This window comes from Roseibium sp., from assembly GCF_965276855.1.
GTDB lineage: Bacteria > Pseudomonadota > Alphaproteobacteria > Rhizobiales > Stappiaceae > Roseibium.
Window position 1 is genome coordinate 1339566 of the sequence record NZ_OZ255700.1, and the last position, 17230, is coordinate 1356795.

Consider the following 17230-nt stretch of genomic DNA (forward strand, 5'->3'; position numbering starts at 1 on the left):
GTGATCCGGAGCAGTCGAAAGAATCCAATGACCGAATTGATGTCGCTCGCCCCGGCGCTGAAAGCCGCGCTGGCGAAACGTGGCTATGAAAGCCTTACTCCCGTTCAAGAAAGTGTTCTGACCGAAGCGCCTGCTGACGCCGACCTACTTGTGTCCGCACAGACCGGCTCCGGCAAGACCGTAGCTTTCGGCCTCGCGCTCGCCTCAACCATTTTGGGCGAAGAAGAAACGCTTGGAAAACCTGGTGCCCCAATCGCACTCGCCATCGCCCCGACCCGCGAACTCGCGCTTCAGGTCAAGGAAGAGCTGACCTGGCTTTATGGCGAAGCCGGCGCCGTGACCGCCTCTTGTGTGGGTGGCATGGATCCGCGCATGGAGCGGCGCACACTGGACCGCGGTGCCCACATTGTTGTCGGAACGCCCGGCCGCTTGCGCGACCACATTGAACGGGGCGCGTTGGACCTTTCCGAACTCCGCGCTGTTGTGCTTGATGAAGCCGACGAGATGCTCGACATGGGCTTCCGCGAGGATCTGGAATTCATTCTGGATGCCGCACCGGAAAGCCGACGCACGCTCATGTTCTCGGCCACGGTACCGAAACCGATTGCCGAACTTGCAAAACGCTTTCAAAAAGATGCAGTCCGCCTGTCGACAATCAATGCCCGCGAACAGCACGGCGACATCGATTATGTTGCCCATCCGGTTGCACCAAATGAGCGCGAAAACGCGATCATCAATGTGCTGCGGCTGCATGAAGCGGAAAAGGCGATCGTTTTCTGCGCCACCCGTGAGGGCGTCAGCCGTTTGACCGCGCGCCTTGCCAACAGGGGTTTTGCGATCGTGTCGCTTTCCGGCGAACTGAGCCAAGAGCAGCGTACAGCCGCCTTGACGGCGATGAAGAACGGCACGGCCCGCGTGTGTGTTGCAACCGACGTTGCCGCGCGCGGCATCGACTTGCCGAACCTTGACCTGGTGATCCACGCGGACCTGCCGACCGGCAAGGCAGCACTCTTGCACCGTTCGGGCCGGACCGGCCGCGCCGGGCGCAAAGGCACCTGTGTGCTGATGGTTCCCTTCCCCCGCCGCCGCCAGGCCGAACGCACGATGCACTTTGCCGGCATCAAAGCGACCTGGACGGGCGCACCGACCGCCGACGAGATCTGGGCGAAGGACAAGGAACGCCTTCTGGCAGATCCTGTTTTGACCACAGAGCTGGAAGACGAACAGCGCGTCATCGCCACGGAACTTCTGGCGCTGCACAGCCCAGAGCAACTGGCAGCCGCCTTCGTCAAGCTCCGCCAGTCGCGCCTGCCGGCGCCTGAAGATGTTTCGGAGTTGAATGAGACCGCTTTGCAGGGCCGCGATGCCGGGTCCCGCGGTGGGCGCAGCGCCGAGATCAAAAACAACTTCGACGATGGTGTCTGGTTCTCGCTGTCGCTCGGCCACCGCCAGCGCGCCGAACCACGGTGGATCCTGCCGCTGATTTGCCGGGCTGGTCATGTGACCAAGAAGGAAGTCGGCGCGATCAAGATTTTCCAGAACGAGCTCTATTTCGAGATCTCCGGCAAGCATGGCGAACGCTTTAACAGCACCGTCAAGCGTGAAGGCACGGGCGAGGAAAACGTCACCATCAAGTTGCTGGACGCCCGCGGCGGCCAGATGCCGCAACCACCGAAGGAAGACAACTTCCGCGGTGGCGGCAATCGTGGGCGCGGTGACCGGGATCGTGGCCCCAGGGACCGCGGCGACAGAGGGGACCGCGGTGATCGGGGCGGCTATCAAAACCGGCGCCCGCGCCGCGGCGATGCGCCCGACTACGAGGACATGGGCCGTGAAGACACGTTGAAGCCAAAGCGCGGTCCGAAGCGTGACTTCGACGCCCCGCGCGGCAAGAAACGCCGCCGCGACGATGACGATGCAGCCCCTCATCATCCAGCCTACGAACCGCTGGATATGAAAGCCCTCGCCAATGACGGCGACGCACCGCGCAAAGCTCGCAAACCCCGCGATGCCGACGGCGATGGGCCGCGCAAGGGCAAGCCAAAAGCGTCCGCCAAACCATCTGGAGCGAAGAAAAAAGCTCCGAAGAAAAACAAGCCGTCCCGCGCCCAACGCAAAGCGGACCGGACAAAGTAAGACCAAAGGCCCGCTGCATCAGCGGGCCTTTTCTTTTCTCCTACGATCAAACCAAAAAATTAAAACCTGAACGACAAGCCGACGCCACCTCGGAACTGGTCTGCCGACCCTTCGTCCTTAACGATGGGACTGTCCGCCGCGTCCCCCAGAAGGCGCGTATAGGACGCCCGGCCGACCAGCCCCCAGCGATCTGTGAGCTGATAGGTCATGGTCGCCTGGACACCAATGTCCTTGACCCCGCCTTCAGCGGTGTAGGCGGCCAGTGCAGAGCGGGCCGAACCCGCTTCTGACACCCCAAAATAGGTGTTCATGTAATTGTCAGTCGCAAAACCGACTTCGGTCTCAAGCCCAACCCGCAGCCGCTCTCTGGGCGCGAACCAGTACCCAGCCCGCACCTTGCCGATCACGCCTTCATGAACGCCAGAAACATCTGCCATCAACTCGGCCGAGATTTCAAAAACATCCGATTGCGCCATCAAGGACTTGAATTGATAGGTGACAAAACCACCTGCTTCGAAGGCGCCGTCGATTGCCTCCAAACGGTCGATCACGTCATTTGCCACATCGTCCCGGCCCATCCGGTACTCAACGGCCGGACCAAACTGAAAAGCCGCGTGTGGCAGCAGGTTTAGCCGGGCATCCGGCCCCTCAATTTCAAGACCCAATCCAAAGGCGGTGATGTGGGCATAGGCCTGGGGGATAGGAAGGTACTCGGCAGCGCCCTCAAATTCAGGTTCTGCGGCCACTCCAACCGCCAAAATACCATGAATGCCACTTTGAGCTTTCGCGGTCTGCTCATCGAAGCGACCACGTCCACGTTCATCCGCATAGGCAACTGCCGGCGCGCAACACACCATCGCAACAATGACAACCGCTCCCGGGGAGCGTCCAAAGCAAATTCGCACTATCACAACCTCCATTGAGCCGCCGTTCTGGATCGGCTGGCACGTGGAAGGTGACGCGTTGGAGCTTGTTGAAAAACTCGCGTTTTCGGATTTGGAATTGGCCCGACCCCGCAAGATCAACCTAATTAACTATATGAATTTTAGATCTTTTTCCGGACCACCTAAACTGTCGACGGATTATGCATCAGACCAGCTCGCGTTTCGGTCACACTTTTGACTCAACCGGACCTCTTATTGTCCGCCGGTTATACAACGGGGTATTTTACGGATGGATTTGGAACGCACGCGCAGGCGGCGCCCCAAGCAGCAACGTTCACGCCTCATGGTCGACTTTATCCTGGAGGCTGCATCGCAAGTCTTCGGTGAAGAGGGCTATAATGGCGCGACCACAAACATGATCGCCGAGCGCGCCGGGATCAGCATCGGATCACTCTACCAGTACTTTCCAAACAAGGCCGCGCTCATTTTAGAACTGAGATTTGCGCATCGTGCGCACGTCCTCAAAACCGTTGAAACGGCCATGGCAACATCGGATCACCTGTCCCTGCCTGACGCCATCCGGAAAATCGTCGACGCAAATTTCCAGGTGCACCTGAACGCGCCCCGGCTCAACGCGGCTTTTGACGAACAGACACCGGCCCAAACGCTTTCAGAAGATCCCGACGGCTTTCATCAAAAGATTGATCTGGCTGCGACCAAGTTCCTGGAAATCCGAAAAAGCGAAATCAGCGCGCCAGATCTGAAGACCGCCGGATTTGTGATCCGCAACCTCATACCGGCTGTGCTGCACGCCGCAATCAAAGATGGTCAGGTTGTTCAGGATCCGGACCTTGTGAAGACCCATTTGGCCGGCAGCATCATGGGCTGTTTACGTCCTAATGGGCCCACACCCAACGTCTTCACACCGCAAAAAGCTTGATCAACACCGCAAACCCCGCCAAGTCCTTTTCGGGCTGCTCGGCGGGGCCGTCGGCGACTGTAATCGCTGCTTGCTGCGCGTTAGGCTGCGATCGCGGTCACCAACAGGGTATCGACGTTACCGTCGAATTCGCTTTCCCGGACACAGGTCATTCCGAGTGCTGAGTAATCAACTCCGTAGAAACCCTTGTGCGGGCCGTCTTCGAAAACGAACACTGCATGGCTGAGATCTTCGCGCGCCAGAAGATCCTGTGCCATTACACCAACATAGCGGGTACCTGGTTCGTTCGTGTATTCCCAGGAATAGACATCTAAATCGAGAGGGTCGAGATGACCGATCAGTTGGACGTCTGTCTTAATCCGGCGGTCGGACCCGAAGCCGCCGCCATTGCTGTGCGCGTGTTGCGTGCTGCCTGCGATCTGCTCAAGAGAGTCCCTATTGTAGAGCCCGTTATTGTCCAATATTGCAATAATGCCAGCCATCGCAGTTGCCGTGTTGATCCCAATTTTCAGGGCCACAAGGCTGCTTATTGCGACTGACACACCAAGCAGAACGACACCGCCAGAAACCTGATCGCACTCTTCTAGGGTAAGCTCTCTCATTGTAGATACTTCGGTCATTTGTTCACTCCAGGTGAAATATTGGCGCGCATGCAAGCGCTTACATTTTGCAATTTCCTGCCTGATTGTCAATGTCCGAGACGCCACTTTTAGCTGAATTCATTCACATTATTCGGAATTTTATTTCTGTTTTTCAGTTACAACTTCAATAATTGTTTCACTTGCAATCATTAATACACGATCCGCCATTTCGATTGTTTCGGGACGATGTGCGACAATGATCCGCGTCATGCCTAAATCTCTTATAGAGTTGTTGACTGCTCTTTCTGTTTCCACATCCAGATGGGCTGTCCCCTCGTCCATGAACAGAATTTTGGGCTCCTGATAGAGGGCCCTGGCGAGCATCAATCTTTGAAGCTGTCCCGCCGAAAACACGGCCCCCATGTCTCCGATAAAGGTTTCATAGCCCATGGGCAACCGAGCTATGTCTTCATGGATGCACGCCTTTTTCGCGCAGTCCTGCACATGCCCCATGTCAATTTCGCTGCTGAAAAAGGCGATGTTTTCGGCCACAGTTCCTGAAAACAGCTGATCGTCTTGCATCACCGCAGCGATCTGGCTCCGGTAATTTGCATTTCCGATCTGTTGAATTGTTTTTCCATCAACTTTGAAGTCACCGGACACTGGTTGAAACAGGCCCATGAGGATTTTCAGAAGCGTTGTCTTGCCGCAACCGGATGGCCCGACCACGGCAACACTCTCGCCCGGCTCGATGACAAATGAAGCATTCTGAAACAACAGAGGCGCACTGTTGTCGTAAGCAAACGACAAATTCGACGCTTCGCATTTTCCTTGTTTTATTTTGAACGTGCCATGCCCGCTTTCGCCCCCTTCTTCAAGCGCGATATCCGCAAGGCGTTCAAGATGCAGATCGAGCATCCGAAAATCGATGATGAGTTCGACAAGCCTTGCTGTGTTGTCCGCAAACTGGCCGCGATAGGCCATGAAAGCGAAAATCATCCCAACCGTAATGGCCGCATCGATCGCCATCATCGCTGCAAGGTAGATGATTATGACCTGCTCCAGGCCGCGGATCAAAACTGCCGATGAATTGAAAGCTATCGTCAGGAATTGAACGCGCACACTCTGATTGACCGCATCTGCGAGCAGATTATGCCAGCGTTGCTGTCGCTGATCTTCCTGAGAAAAAACCTTTATGCTGAGAATGCCGCGGACGGTTTCAATGAAATTCGTATGCTCTGCAGCTCTTGAAACAATTTCACGCTCCGATGCGGTCCGAAATGGCCGGAACATCGCGAGACGCAAGGCCACGTAGAGCGCAAGGGAAACCAGAGAGATGACCGCCAGCTTGGGGCTGTAGGCGAACATCAGGCCAAGGGTGACAAGCGCCATAAGTCCATCCACCACGCCCCCGACAACACCGTTGGTCAAAAACTGCCGAATTGGTTCGATCGAAGAAAACCGGGAGACAATATCTCCAATGTGCCTGCGCTCGAAAAAGGGCAAGGGAAGGCGTATTAGGTGTTGAAACAGATTGATGGAAATCTGGTACGCCAGCTTGCTGCCCGCATAGAGGATGACCAAATCACGCAGCACGCTTGCAACAACGTTGATCACAAGGAATAGCCCGAATCCCAAGGCCAGGGTGATCAACAAGTCCTTATCGAGACTGGGGAGCACAGTGTCGATTGTAATTTGCATGTATTGCGGGGCGGCAATCGTATAGGCGAGCAGAACAAGAGACAGAAGCAAAACCTGCGTCAGGGCACCGCCCAACCCCTGCATACTGCTCCACAGAGATGTAAATGCGAGTTTGTTTCTCTCATCGGCTCGCTGAAACCCGGTTGCAGGCATCAGCTCCAAGACGATCCCGGTGAAATGATTGCCAAACTCTTCAAGGCCGAGTGTCAGGTCGCCGCGCGCCGGATCATGAATGACCGCCCGGTTCTTTGTAAGTTTTTTCAAGACGACAAAGTGGTTCAAATCCCAATGCAAAATCGCCGGCAAATGCACACGTTTGAGGTCCGGAACTTCCGCTTTCAGAGCCCGAGTTGCCAAGCCGATTTTGTTTGACATGTCGGCCAGCGTCCGAAGCGTCATGCCTTGCGCTGTCGTCGGAAACCGCCGGCGAAGGGACGCTATATCTGTCTTGAATCCGTAATAGCTCGCAACCATTGCAAGGCATGCATTGCCGCATTCTGCCGCCTCATTTTGCCGGATCAGCGGCAAGGAGCGCCCGCCAATAAACTGGAGATTTGATAGGGCCTCGCTTGCCATCAGCTTCTCCTCGCAACAGCTATCATTGGTTCAAGAAGCCATGAGAGGATCGAACGATCTTCAAGAATGATATTGGCGCTCAGAAGCATTCCCGGTTGGATGGCATAGGATCGGCCGTAAGCGGACACTTCACTTGAGGCGAGATCGACATTCACCCGATAGACAGGCTCGCCCGTTTGAACGAGGACACTCGGATCGTTCTTTGACAGAACCGATTGTGTGACCAACCGGACCGTTCCCGCCTGCGCACCAAAGCGTTCAAAAGGGAATGAATCGAACTGGATCCGGACTGCCTGTCCTTCTTCGACAAAACCAATTGCTCGGCTTGGCACGTACAGTTCCACCTGCAAGACACTGTTTTCCGGCAGAATGGAAAATAGCGGATGCTCACTGCGGACCGCAGCGCCTCTAGAGGCCAAAACCGTTGTCACATGTCCGCTGATCGGCGCGACAATCTTGAAAACCTTCTTCGATTTAAAGATGTCTTTTTCGGCGAGCAGTTTTTCCTTCTGCGCCTCTAGCCGTGCAATATCGAGGGCGTTTTGCGCAATCAATTCCGAACGCGCCCGTCCAAATTTCCGCAGTTCCGCTTCCAGATCATTTTGATCACTCAACAGGCGCTGCAGGTCCTGTTTTCCGGACAACAAGCGGATGTTGCGAACATCCCGCGTCTCACCGCTAACATGCCCGCGCGCAGAGAGATCGGACGCGCGCTGGAAGGAGCCTTTGAGCTCAACAACCAAGGTCTCTTGAATGGCGATTTGATTTTTGATGTTTTCCAGCGCGATTTGTGCGTCGCTTGTCCGAACCCTCAGGTCTTCAAGTTTCACCTGATTCAGCTGGTTCATCTTTATGATCTCATCATCGAGATTGGAGATCTGCCGCTCATGAGCTGCAAGCCGGGCCGCCGTTTCGGAGCCATCATCTGTGGCAGCGTCCGCAACCACCAGCCTGCCCAGCTCCTGCCCCTCTCTGACAAATTCTCCCTCTTGGGCAGCAAAATCGGTGATGTAGCCCGAGCTGGCGGGCCTCACATGGATCATACCGTTGGACGGAATGACTGCGCCGCGCACGGTCTCCAATCGGGCAAAGTTCCCAAAGCCAAGGAATAGGCCAACGACGACCAGGATTGCGAACAGGAAGACGGCAATAACCTTGAACGCGACTGGCGTGACGATCAGCACATCACCATACAGTCTTGTTCGCTTGGCTTCGATTGCCTGTTTGCGAAAGAGCATGTCCTCCCCGGAATGCCGGCTCCTGTTCTTTTGACCCAGCATATACCCAAAGATGTATTATGCAAGCGCTTACATTTAGTATTTCCCGCTACTTTATCCGCAAGCCGAACTTATTCACGCCCCGAGCCACTACCTATGATAGGTTTTAAAGGTTGTATTTGATGGGCCTTATTACGCAACAAAACCGCTGCAGGTTCCGACCCCAGGCCCTACTGAAACCGGCCGAAGCGCTGCAGAACTTCGATCTTGTAGCCGTCCGGATCTTCCAGGAAAAAGAACCGCGCGAAGGGCTCGCCCTCAAATGCAAAGTCCTTGACGTCACCGACCGCCAATCCAAGTCCCGCAAGACGCTGGTGTTCGGCGTCAATATCCGCGACCGAAAAGGCCAGATGACCGTAAGCGTCGCCATGATCATAAGGCTCCGTGCGGGATGCATTGGTGGTGAGTTCAAGCTCAAACCCTGTTTCCGCATTTGCAAGGTAAATCAGGGTAAAGCCGTCGAACGGATAGCGCCCGGCAACCTTCAGTCCAAAGGCTCTTTTGTAGAAATCGACCGACCGGGTTTCATCGCTCACCCGGATCATCGAGTGGATCATCTTTGCCATACTAGTCTTTCATCTCAGCGTATATCAGATCGCCCAAAGCCCCCGAACCTTCGCGCCTGGGCTTCTTGGTCAATCAATCAGGTAATGGCGACTGGTTGGTCCCCGCTCAAGACTGGGACCGCGAACCTGTATCCATCGACTGCAAAGTGGTGCGCGGGGTTATTCGTTGACGATCCCGGCAATCATCCAGTCCTGGCCGTCCTGAATCAGCTGGTAGTGGCACGTGAATTCAAAAACGGCCTCTCCATCGGCACTCTCTTGGGACCAGTCGAGGGTCACGAGCGCCGTCGGTCCGCTAACATGGCTGGAGACCACCTGGAAATCGGAATGGCTGACACCTTCTTTTTCAAGAGCTTTCAAGAGCGCTTCGATGTTCTCGATAAGTTCTTCGTCATCGTTGAAGACATGGCCCTTTTCATGCTGCCAGATGATAGCCGGCAGCGCGAAACAGTCGCAGATCCGTTCCATGTCGTAATCGTTGAACCCGGCCTGATAGTCATCGAACAGCTGTGCGATGGCCTCTTCGGCTTCACCATTGCCGTTTTGGCTCGTGCCGTCTTCGTCGCCGGCCTGATGGAAGTCGCTATTGTCTGCCATGCCTGCCTCCTGCACTCCGGCCCTTTACGGATCAGGAGGCATCCGCAACTGCATCCAGTTGGGTATCGTCTGCCCCCTCGCCGTCATCATAGCCTATCATATTGAGGGGACGGGCCTTTCGTCCATTCAATTCGCACCAATGCACAAGAGCTTCTTCCGCTCCATGTGTCACCCAGATCCGCTCGGCGCCTGTTTCCAAGATGGTCCGGCAGAGATCGTCCCAGTCCGCATGGTCCGACAGGATCAAAGGCAGCTCCGCCCCTCGCTGGCGTGCTCTTGCACGCACCCGCATCCAGCCTGACGCCATCGCGGCAACCGGATCGCCAAACCGCCGGGACCAGCGATCACTCAACTGCCCCGGTGGGCACATGACAATTTCGCCTTGCAGCTCCTTGCCGCGGCGTCCGACAAGTTCCAAGGGCCCAAGATCCACACCCTGGGTTTTGTAATAGGCGCAAAGCTTTTCCAGCGCGCCATGCAGATAGATGGTCTTTGAATATCCAGCTGCTCGGAGTTCCGCGATCACCCGTTGGGCTTTTCCGAGGGCGTAAGCCCCGACCAGATGGGTCTGGCATGAAAACAGTTCCAGAGACGTCAGAAGCTTGGCGACTTCCTGTTGTGCAGGTGGATGGCGGAAAACCGGCAAGCCAAAGGTGGCTTCAGTTACGAATGTATCGCATGGCACCAGCTCGAACGGCGCGCATGTCAGATCCGCCTGCCGTTTATAATCACCGGACACCACCGTGCGCTCCCCCTGTGCAGACAACAGCACCTGTGCTGACCCGAGCACGTGGCCTGCCGGATGCAGTGAGACGTTGACGCCGCCGACGGTAAGTTGCTCGCCATATCCGATGGCCTGCGCCTGACCGCAAAAGTCACTGCCGTAGCGGATCGCCATGATGTCCAGGGTTTGCCCGGTTGCAAGCACCCCACCATGCCCGGCCCGTGCATGATCGGCATGACCATGTGTGATAATCGCCTTTTCGACCGGACGGACCGGATCGATATGCGCTTTCGCCTCCGGGCAATAAAGGCCTTCGGGCGTGAGGGTCAGGAGCTCGCTCATGAACGGGACTATAGGCCGCGTATTTTGAAAGACCAGCGCCCTCGCAATTTCATGCGACACTCCCTAAAACGGTCGATATGGACGCAGCGCTTCTTCCCAACCGATTTCAGACCTGGTTTTTATCCCGCGGCTGGAGCCCAAGGGCGCACCAGCTGCAGCTGGTTGAGCATCTGCGCCGTGGACAGTCCACCTTGCTGATTGCCCCGACCGGGGCAGGCAAAACGCTCGCCGGGTTCCTGCCAAGCCTTGTGGAACTGGAAGACCGCGGCAAGCGCAAACCCGGTCAGGCCGGCGGCATACACACCCTCTACATCTCTCCGCTGAAGGCACTTGCCGTCGATATCGCGCGGAACCTAGAAGCACCGGTCACCGAGATGGGCCTGCCGTTTCGCATTGAGACCCGGACCGGCGACACCCCGTCCCACAAGCGGCAGCGGCAAAAGACAAACCCGCCGGATATCCTGCTAACCACCCCGGAGCAGATCGCACTGCTCTTGTCAGATCCAGCTTCTGAAAAGCTGTTCTCATCGCTGAGGACGGTCATCCTCGACGAACTCCACGCACTCGTGACGTCCAAGCGCGGCGATCTCTTGGCGCTTGGCCTTGCACGCCTGCGGCAACTGGCGCCTGAGATGCGGACGATCGGTCTGTCGGCGACCGTCGCAGAACCCAATGACCTGCGCGCTTATCTGGTCGGACAGCCGCTGGACGGCACCCGGGCCCTGTCCTCCTTGGTGGAGGTCAAGGGCGGCGCTGAGCCGGATATCTCCATCTTGGAATCTGAAGAACGCTTGCCCTGGTCGGGTCACTCGTGCCGCTATGCCATGGGCGACATCTATCAGCTGATCAAACAGCACAGCGTCTCGTTGCTCTTCGTCAACACCCGCAGCCAGGCGGAAGCCGTCTTTCAGGAGCTTTGGCGGATCAACGAAGACACGCTGCCGATTGCCCTTCATCATGGATCCCTGGATGTCGGTCAGCGGCGCAAGGTCGAGGCGGCCATGGCCTCCGGCCAGTTGCGGGCGGTGGTGGCCACCTCCTCTCTCGACATGGGGATTGACTGGGGCGACATCGATCTCGTGATCAACATCGGCGCGCCCAAGGGCGCCAGCCGTCTCGCCCAACGGATCGGCCGGGCCAATCACCGCATGGACGAGCCGTCCAAGGCCGTCCTCATCCCGGCCAACCGGTTCGAAGTTCTGGAGTGCCAGGCAGCACTCGCAGCGTCCAAAAAAGGCGATCAGGACACACCGCCGCTCCGAAAAGGCGCTCTGGATGTGCTGGCCCAGCACTTGCTTGGCTTGGCCTGCGCCGATCCCCTTGATCCGGCACAGGCCTTTGATGAAATCCGCTCGTCGGAAACCTACCGGTGGCTGGAGTGGGAAACCTTTGAAAAGGTCCTCGATTTCGTTGCGACCGGCGGCTATGCGCTGAAATCTTATGAGCAGTACGCCAAGCTTCGGAAGGGCAAGGATGGTCTGTGGCGGATCGCTCATCCGAAGATTGCCCAGCAATATCGGCTGAATGTCGGCACTATCGTCGAAGCCCCGATGCTGAAAGTGCGGCTCGTCAAATCAAAGGCGGCCGGCCGGCGGACACCAATTGGCCGCGGGGGACGGGTGCTTGGCGAGATCGAAGAGTATTTCATCGAGCAAATGGCCCCGGGCGATACCTTCATCTTCGGCGGGGAAGTTCTGAGGTTCGAAGGGCTTCGGGAGAATGAAGCCTATGTCTCCCGCGCGCAGACCGACAATCCGATGATCCCATCCTACATGGGCGGAAAATTCCCGCTCTCGACCTATCTGGCGGAGAGCGTGCGTGCGATGCTTGCTGCTCCGGACACCTGGAAAGCCTTGCCCGGTCAAGTCCGTGACTGGCTTGAAATCCAACAGGACAAGTCCGTCCTGCCAAGCCGCGATGGTCTTCTGGTGGAGACCTTCCCACGGTCCAACAAACATTACCTGATCTGTTATCCGTTCGAGGGACGGCTCGCGCACCAAACCCTCGGCATGCTGCTCACCAAACGGCTGGAGCGGATGGGCGCCCGGCCAATGGGGTTTGTCGCCAACGACTATGCCCTGGCCATATGGGGGCTTGGCGATCTGTCACTTCTGTTTTCCTCCGGAAAAATCCCGCTACAGGAGCTTTTTGATCAAGACATCCTCGGGGATGACCTTGATGCCTGGCTCGCCGAGTCCAGCCTGATGAAGCGGACTTTCCGAAACTGCGCCGTGATTGCCGGTTTGATTGAACGCCGCCATCCGGGTCAGGAGAAATCCGGACGGCAAGTGACCGTTTCGACGGATCTCATCTACGATGTTCTTCGAAGTCACGAACCGGATCACATTCTGTTGCAGGCAACCTGGAACGATGCCGCCGAAGGACTTTTGGATATCTCTAGATTGGGCGATCTTCTCGCCAGAATCCGCGGACGAATCACGCATACTGCTTTGGAGCACGTGTCTCCACTCGCCGTGCCGGTCCTTCTTGAAATCGGTAAGGAACCTGTCTATGGCGAGGCAATGGATTCCCTTTTGGAGGAGGCCGCGTCGGAACTGCTGCTGGAGGCCATGGAATGAGTGCACTCACGTCACACCTGCGCAAATATACCGCTGCGCCCGTGTGTCATGACATTCAGATCAATGGTCAGCTGGTCGGCCTTCATGACAGCGGTGTTCTGTGGTGGCCGGACGAAGCAACGCTTATCGTTGCCGATCTTCACCTTGAAAAAGGCTCCAGTTTTGCCCGCCGTGGCATCATGCTGCCGCCCTATGATACGGCAACCACACTGGAGAAGCTGGCCGCCGTCATGGATGCCTTCGACCCTGCGCGGGTCATTTGCCTCGGCGACAGTTTTCACGATGCGGACGGTTCTGACCGCCTGCCCGCGCCCTACCGGGCAATGCTCACAACCTTGCAGCTGAACCGGGAATGGATCTGGGTGACCGGCAACCACGACCCGGTGGCGCCTGTGCGCTTGTGCGGTGAGACTGTAGATGAAATTCAGATCGGCCCCCTCACCTTCCGCCATGAACCGGTTGAGAAGATTGGCGCCTCGGCGGCGCTTGGCGAAGTTTGCGGGCACCTTCATCCGGCCGCCCGCGTCCGCCGGTTCGGCCGTTCCATCCGCCGCGCGTGTTTTGTAACCGATGGCAGCCGCTTGGTTTTGCCGGCCTTTGGGGCTCTCACCGGCGGGCTCAACGTCACCCACGAGGCCTTCAGCATGATCTTCCAGCGCCGGAAATACTCCGTGTTCATGCTCGGCAACGACCGCCTGTTCCCCTTCACAGCCACGCGACTTGTCGGGGATTAAGCCTCCTCCCCCGCTTTGACCCAAGCAATGACCAGCTCATAGAATACCGACAGGATCACCGGCCCGAGGAACAGGCCGATGAGGCCGTAGGCCAGTGTACCGCCGAGAACGCCGATCAGGATCACCAGCATCGGCACATCGAGGCCGCGGGACATCAGGATCGGCCGCAGCACATTGTCGACCAGCATGACCGGAACGATCAAGACGGTGAAGAGAAGCGCTGGCAACAACTCCCATGAACTCCAGGCCCAGATGATTGTCGGCAGGATCACCAGAGCCGGGCCGATCTGGATGATGCAAAGGATAAGCGCCGCAAAGGTGAGTAGTCCGGCCAAAGGCACCGCAAATGCGATCAGGATGACGCCCGTCAGCAGCCCCTGAATAACCGCGACACCGATCACGCCGCGCGAGACGTTGCGAATGGTAGCGCCTGCCAAATCGACGAATTCGCCACCACGCGGCGCGATGATACGGTCGGCAAACCGTTTGGCGCCAGAGGCCAACGCAGGCCCCGGTACGAATAGACATCCGGACAGGATGATCGACACAATGAAAAAGAGAACGCTGCCGCTCAAGGATGCCAGAACCGAGAGAATCTTGGTGCCGGCCGGCGCCACCATCGGGCCGATCTTTGTAAGAAACTGCTCCAGGCTCCGGCTCGCGAGCTGCCAAAATTCGGCGATCTTTTCTCCAACTATGGGCACCTCTGCCAATTTGGGCGGCAAAGGCGGGACTGCCATGGCACCTGACGTCACACCCTCGTAGAGCCGTTGAAGCGTTTCGACGAGACTGACCACCAGCACCGCCACCGGTCCGATCACAATGCCTAAGCCGATGAGAGTCAGAATGGTTGCGGACAGCACCTTCCGCCCGCCGAGCTTGCCCGTTAGCCAGGCATAGGCGGGATAAAGCGCAACTGTCAGCACGACGGCCCAAAGCAGAAACGCAAAAAACGGCGCCACAAGCTGTAGGGAAAAATAAGCAAACACGCCGAGGACACCCAGCCTGATAGCGATGTCGATCACCCGGGCATCAACGGTTGGTTCCGGCTTAGATTGAGAAGAACCGGATGGTTCTGATTGAGACTGATCGGTCATGCTGCCCCTGCCGTAGTAAGTGGCGAATCTCATACGAACTCTCGCAACGGCAGCCTACATGACATTCACACCAATTGGACCCCGTTTCTCGCTTCAACGTATTGCCCTGGCATTGGTTTTTGCTTGGGCAATGCTTCTGACAATGCCACATGCGCGCGCAGATGACGCTGCGTGGCAGGCGCTGGAAAACGGCGGCATTGTTCTCTTCCGCCACGCATTGGCGCCCGGAACCGGAGATCCGGCCAACTTCACGCTTGGCGATTGCTCCACACAGCGGAACCTAAATGACCAGGGCCGCGCAGACTCCCGTGCGATTGGGCAGGCGTTCCAGGACAAGGGCATCAAGGTCGGACGCGTGTTGACGTCGCAATGGTGCCGGTGCGTCGAAACAGCGGAACTCGCATTTCCGGGGCAAGTCGAGGAAGAGCCGGTCTTCAACTCATTTTTTCAGAACCGCTCCGCCGGGCCTGAGCAGACCCGAGCAGGTCAGCGCATACTCGAGCAATGGCCAGGTGATGGTGCCCTGGTCATCATCACACATCAGGTTAACATCACCGCGCTGACTGATATCTTTCCGCAATCCGGCGAAGGCATTGTCGTTGAGATTAACAACGGCGAAATCGACCTGATCGGGCGTTTGAGGATCTAAGAGAAAGCGGTATTGCTCCGATCAATCCTTGCGGAAGATCACGCCAGCGAGCCAACCGGTAAAGATCGCGAGAATGACCGCAAGCACGCCGTAGACGAACGAATGTTCCCGCGCCAACTCGAAGGTGATCTGCTCAAAGCCGGTCTTTGCGACACGAAGGTGATCGTTGGTGTTTGCGATCAAGTCGCCTTCATGAAAGAGGAAGCTTTTGACGACGTAGTCCCCAACCGGAATGTTGGCGGGCAACGGAATGTTGGTCCGGAACATCGTTTCGGTCAAAAACCTAATGGATGTCTCCCGCTCAGAATAGAGCCCCATATCCTGACGCAGGCGAACGAAGGCCCTGCGGAAATCATCCCGGTCGGAGAGTGACACATTCGACTCGCCCGACACTGCGAGATTGATGTGGTTCAGGCCAATGGCATGTTCGTCCAACAGCGTCCTGCCGGCGATTTCAGAAATATCGGCTGTACTCGCCACAGCATAAAACGACGGAACGTTTCGGAAGGTTTCCGCTTCCCGGTTGACCCAGACGCCAAGGAGACGTCCCTTGCGCCGTGTCGTGATGTCTTGCGGGGGACCTTCGACGACAATCACCAGATCGTAGTCGAGATCCGTATCCGGGCGGTACTGAATTTCCTGCGCTTGTCCGAAAATAACGATCTCGGTGCCGGTGAAGTTCGACTGGATCGAAACCGTTTGTGACGACAACTCCGTCACCAGGCTCTCATCGCTTTTCGCAAAGCCTTCGAGCGTGCCGAAGAACAGTGTTATCGCAGCGATGGCGGCCGCGCGGATCATAGCCCGGCCCCCTTCTGGATCGCGATGGAGTAGAGGTCTTCGGGGACCAGCAGGAGATCGACCGCGAAACGCAAGCCAACCCCCAGAACCAGCAAAGCCAAGAGCAGTCGCAGCTGATCACCGCGCAAGTTCTGACCCATTCGTGCACCAAATTGCGCGCCGATCACACCACCGACCATGAGGGTCATCGCCAAAACGATGTCGACGGTCTTGGTGCCCATGGCATGGAAGATCGTCGCTGCCGCCATAGTGAAAAGGATCTGGAACAGGGATGTCCCGATCACGATGCTCGTTGGAACGCGCAACAGATAAATCAGCGCCGGTACCATCATGAAGCCGCCGCCGATGCCAAGGACGGTGCCAAGAAAGCCGATGGCCGCGCCCAGTCCGACGACAGGTATCACGCTGACATACAGCTTGGATCTCCGGAACCGGACCTTTAGCGGCAGCCCATGCACCCAATTGTGCTGACCGGGTTTTCGCGCCCGAGGCGGTTCCCCCGACCGGCGGCGGCGCATGGCCCGCACCGATTCCACCAGCATCAACCCGCCGATTGTCCCCAAAAACGTCACATAAGACAGGGAGATCACCACATCGAGCTGACCGATCGCCTGCAAAACATCGAACAGAATAACGCCGAGCAGTGACCCGGAAACACCGCCAGCAAGCAGGACGCTGGCCAGCTTCAGGTCAATTGCCTTGCGCCGCCAATAGGTGACAACTGCAGAGGCGGAGGACGCCACGACCTGTGTTGTGACCGTCGCGACAGAGACCGCTGGCGGGATCCCGGAAAAAATCAGAAGCGGGGTCAGAAGGAAGCCGCCGCCGATGCCGAACAATCCGGACAAGAACCCCACAGCCCCGCCCATGCCAAATATCACGAAGATATTGACCGGTATCTCGGCTATCGGAAGGTATAATTGCACAGGGCTTCGCCGGAAAACTGCAGACAAGACTGCATAAACTTACATGTATAATGGTTAAAAACCTGTGGCAGCTGCTCTGTCAACACAGCAATTTAATTCCGCACAACTGGACTTATCACT

15 protein-coding genes are annotated in these 17230 nt (G+C 57.2%); 5 read left to right on the plus strand and 10 right to left on the minus strand.

Annotated features, from left to right (window positions below; all coding sequences use genetic code 11):
• Positions 1-27 precede the first annotated feature (27 nt).
• Positions 28-2136 carry a DEAD/DEAH box helicase gene (locus ACQY4Z_RS06145; protein WP_428527604.1) on the plus strand — a complete coding sequence of 703 codons (2109 nt, stop codon included), beginning with the start codon at positions 28-30 and terminating at the stop codon, positions 2134-2136.
• A 59-nt stretch (positions 2137-2195) separates the two neighbouring features.
• Here ACQY4Z_RS06145 and ACQY4Z_RS06150 read toward each other — a convergent pair whose 3' ends face one another.
• Positions 2196-3041, minus strand: a complete 846-nt coding sequence (locus ACQY4Z_RS06150; RefSeq protein WP_428527606.1) for a MipA/OmpV family protein — start codon at positions 3039-3041, stop codon at positions 2196-2198.
• A 268-nt stretch (positions 3042-3309) separates the two neighbouring features.
• On the opposite strand from ACQY4Z_RS06150, the gene ACQY4Z_RS06155 reads away from it, so the two are divergent.
• Positions 3310-3960 carry a TetR/AcrR family transcriptional regulator gene (locus ACQY4Z_RS06155; RefSeq protein ID WP_428527608.1) on the plus strand — a complete coding sequence of 217 codons (651 nt, stop codon included), beginning with the start codon at positions 3310-3312 and terminating at the stop codon, positions 3958-3960.
• An 80-nt stretch (positions 3961-4040) separates the two neighbouring features.
• Here ACQY4Z_RS06155 and ACQY4Z_RS06160 read toward each other — a convergent pair whose 3' ends face one another.
• From ACQY4Z_RS06160 to ACQY4Z_RS06185, 6 genes are all read right to left on the minus strand, one after another.
• Positions 4041-4580: a tail fiber domain-containing protein gene (locus ACQY4Z_RS06160; RefSeq protein ID WP_428527610.1), complete on the minus strand. Its 540-nt coding sequence runs from the start codon at positions 4578-4580 to the stop codon at positions 4041-4043.
• A 120-nt stretch (positions 4581-4700) separates the two neighbouring features.
• Entirely contained in the window at positions 4701-6818 is a 2118-nt protein-coding gene (locus ACQY4Z_RS06165; protein ID WP_428527612.1) for a peptidase domain-containing ABC transporter, read from the minus strand.
• The gene (locus ACQY4Z_RS06170) at positions 6818-8056 is read right to left on the minus strand and encodes an HlyD family secretion protein (protein WP_428527614.1); all 1239 of its coding nucleotides are present in this window, start codon (positions 8054-8056) and stop codon (positions 6818-6820) included. The genes ACQY4Z_RS06165 and ACQY4Z_RS06170 overlap by 1 nt, the downstream gene beginning before the upstream one ends.
• Before the next feature lie 209 nt (positions 8057-8265).
• Positions 8266-8661, minus strand: coding sequence for a VOC family protein (locus ACQY4Z_RS06175; RefSeq protein ID WP_428527616.1), 396 nt, complete (start codon positions 8659-8661; stop codon positions 8266-8268).
• 159 nt (positions 8662-8820) lie between these two features.
• Complete coding sequence (locus ACQY4Z_RS06180; RefSeq protein WP_306149424.1) at positions 8821-9258, minus strand: DUF4440 domain-containing protein; 438 nt, start codon at positions 9256-9258, stop codon at positions 8821-8823.
• 31 nt (positions 9259-9289) lie between these two features.
• On the minus strand, positions 9290-10324 hold the full coding sequence (locus ACQY4Z_RS06185) for a ligase-associated DNA damage response exonuclease (RefSeq protein ID WP_428527619.1): 1035 nt from the start codon (positions 10322-10324) through the stop codon (positions 9290-9292).
• 77 nt (positions 10325-10401) lie between these two features.
• Here ACQY4Z_RS06185 and ACQY4Z_RS06190 point away from each other — a divergent pair, with 77 nt between their 5' ends.
• Both ACQY4Z_RS06190 and pdeM read left to right on the plus strand, forming a co-directional pair.
• Positions 10402-12903, plus strand: a complete 2502-nt coding sequence (locus tag ACQY4Z_RS06190; RefSeq protein ID WP_428527621.1) for a ligase-associated DNA damage response DEXH box helicase — start codon at positions 10402-10404, stop codon at positions 12901-12903.
• On the plus strand, positions 12900-13637 hold the full coding sequence (gene pdeM / locus ACQY4Z_RS06195; protein WP_428527623.1) for a ligase-associated DNA damage response endonuclease PdeM: 738 nt from the start codon (positions 12900-12902) through the stop codon (positions 13635-13637). Before ACQY4Z_RS06190 ends, pdeM begins: the two co-directional genes overlap by 4 nt.
• Here pdeM and ACQY4Z_RS06200 read toward each other — a convergent pair.
• Entirely contained in the window at positions 13634-14767 is a 1134-nt protein-coding gene (locus ACQY4Z_RS06200) for an AI-2E family transporter (RefSeq protein WP_428527625.1), read from the minus strand. The two genes, pdeM and ACQY4Z_RS06200, sit on opposite strands and share 4 nt — an antisense overlap.
• A gap of 25 nt (positions 14768-14792) precedes the next feature.
• Between ACQY4Z_RS06200 and ACQY4Z_RS06205 the strand changes: the two genes are divergently transcribed.
• The gene (locus ACQY4Z_RS06205; protein WP_428527627.1) at positions 14793-15383 is read left to right on the plus strand and encodes a histidine phosphatase family protein; all 591 of its coding nucleotides are present in this window, start codon (positions 14793-14795) and stop codon (positions 15381-15383) included.
• A 21-nt stretch (positions 15384-15404) separates the two neighbouring features.
• Here the strand turns inward: ACQY4Z_RS06205 and ACQY4Z_RS06210 are convergent, their stop codons facing one another.
• Both ACQY4Z_RS06210 and ACQY4Z_RS06215 read right to left on the minus strand, forming a co-directional pair.
• Positions 15405-16184 (minus strand): TIGR02186 family protein, encoded by a 780-nt coding sequence (locus ACQY4Z_RS06210; RefSeq protein WP_428527629.1) that lies wholly within the window; start codon positions 16182-16184, stop codon positions 15405-15407.
• Positions 16181-17110: a sulfite exporter TauE/SafE family protein gene (locus ACQY4Z_RS06215; RefSeq protein WP_428527631.1), complete on the minus strand. Its 930-nt coding sequence runs from the start codon at positions 17108-17110 to the stop codon at positions 16181-16183. Before ACQY4Z_RS06215 ends, ACQY4Z_RS06210 begins: the two co-directional genes overlap by 4 nt.
• Positions 17111-17230: the final 120 nt, after the last annotated feature.

Bases quoted from the DNA above. Each gene is read 5' to 3' on its own strand.
- ACQY4Z_RS06190 (WP_428527621.1), top strand. From the start codon at position 10,402: ATGGACGCAGCGCTTCTTCCCAACCGATTTCAGACCTGGTTTTTATCC.
- ACQY4Z_RS06205 (WP_428527627.1), top strand. From the start codon at position 14,793: ATGACATTCACACCAATTGGACCCCGTTTCTCGCTTCAACGTATTGCC.
- ACQY4Z_RS06175 (WP_428527616.1), bottom strand. From the start codon at position 8,661: ATGGCAAAGATGATCCACTCGATGATCCGGGTGAGCGATGAAACCCGG.
- pdeM (WP_428527623.1), top strand. From the start codon at position 12,900: ATGAGTGCACTCACGTCACACCTGCGCAAATATACCGCTGCGCCCGTG.
- ACQY4Z_RS06155 (WP_428527608.1), top strand. From the start codon at position 3,310: ATGGATTTGGAACGCACGCGCAGGCGGCGCCCCAAGCAGCAACGTTCA.
- ACQY4Z_RS06200 (WP_428527625.1), bottom strand. From the start codon at position 14,767: ATGAGATTCGCCACTTACTACGGCAGGGGCAGCATGACCGATCAGTCT.
- ACQY4Z_RS06210 (WP_428527629.1), bottom strand. From the start codon at position 16,184: ATGATCCGCGCGGCCGCCATCGCTGCGATAACACTGTTCTTCGGCACG.
- ACQY4Z_RS06165 (WP_428527612.1), bottom strand. From the start codon at position 6,818: ATGGCAAGCGAGGCCCTATCAAATCTCCAGTTTATTGGCGGGCGCTCC.
- ACQY4Z_RS06180 (WP_306149424.1), bottom strand. From the start codon at position 9,258: ATGGCAGACAATAGCGACTTCCATCAGGCCGGCGACGAAGACGGCACG.
- ACQY4Z_RS06170 (WP_428527614.1), bottom strand. From the start codon at position 8,056: ATGCTCTTTCGCAAACAGGCAATCGAAGCCAAGCGAACAAGACTGTAT.
- ACQY4Z_RS06145 (WP_428527604.1), top strand. From the start codon at position 28: ATGACCGAATTGATGTCGCTCGCCCCGGCGCTGAAAGCCGCGCTGGCG.
- ACQY4Z_RS06185 (WP_428527619.1), bottom strand. From the start codon at position 10,324: ATGAGCGAGCTCCTGACCCTCACGCCCGAAGGCCTTTATTGCCCGGAG.
- ACQY4Z_RS06160 (WP_428527610.1), bottom strand. From the start codon at position 4,580: ATGACCGAAGTATCTACAATGAGAGAGCTTACCCTAGAAGAGTGCGAT.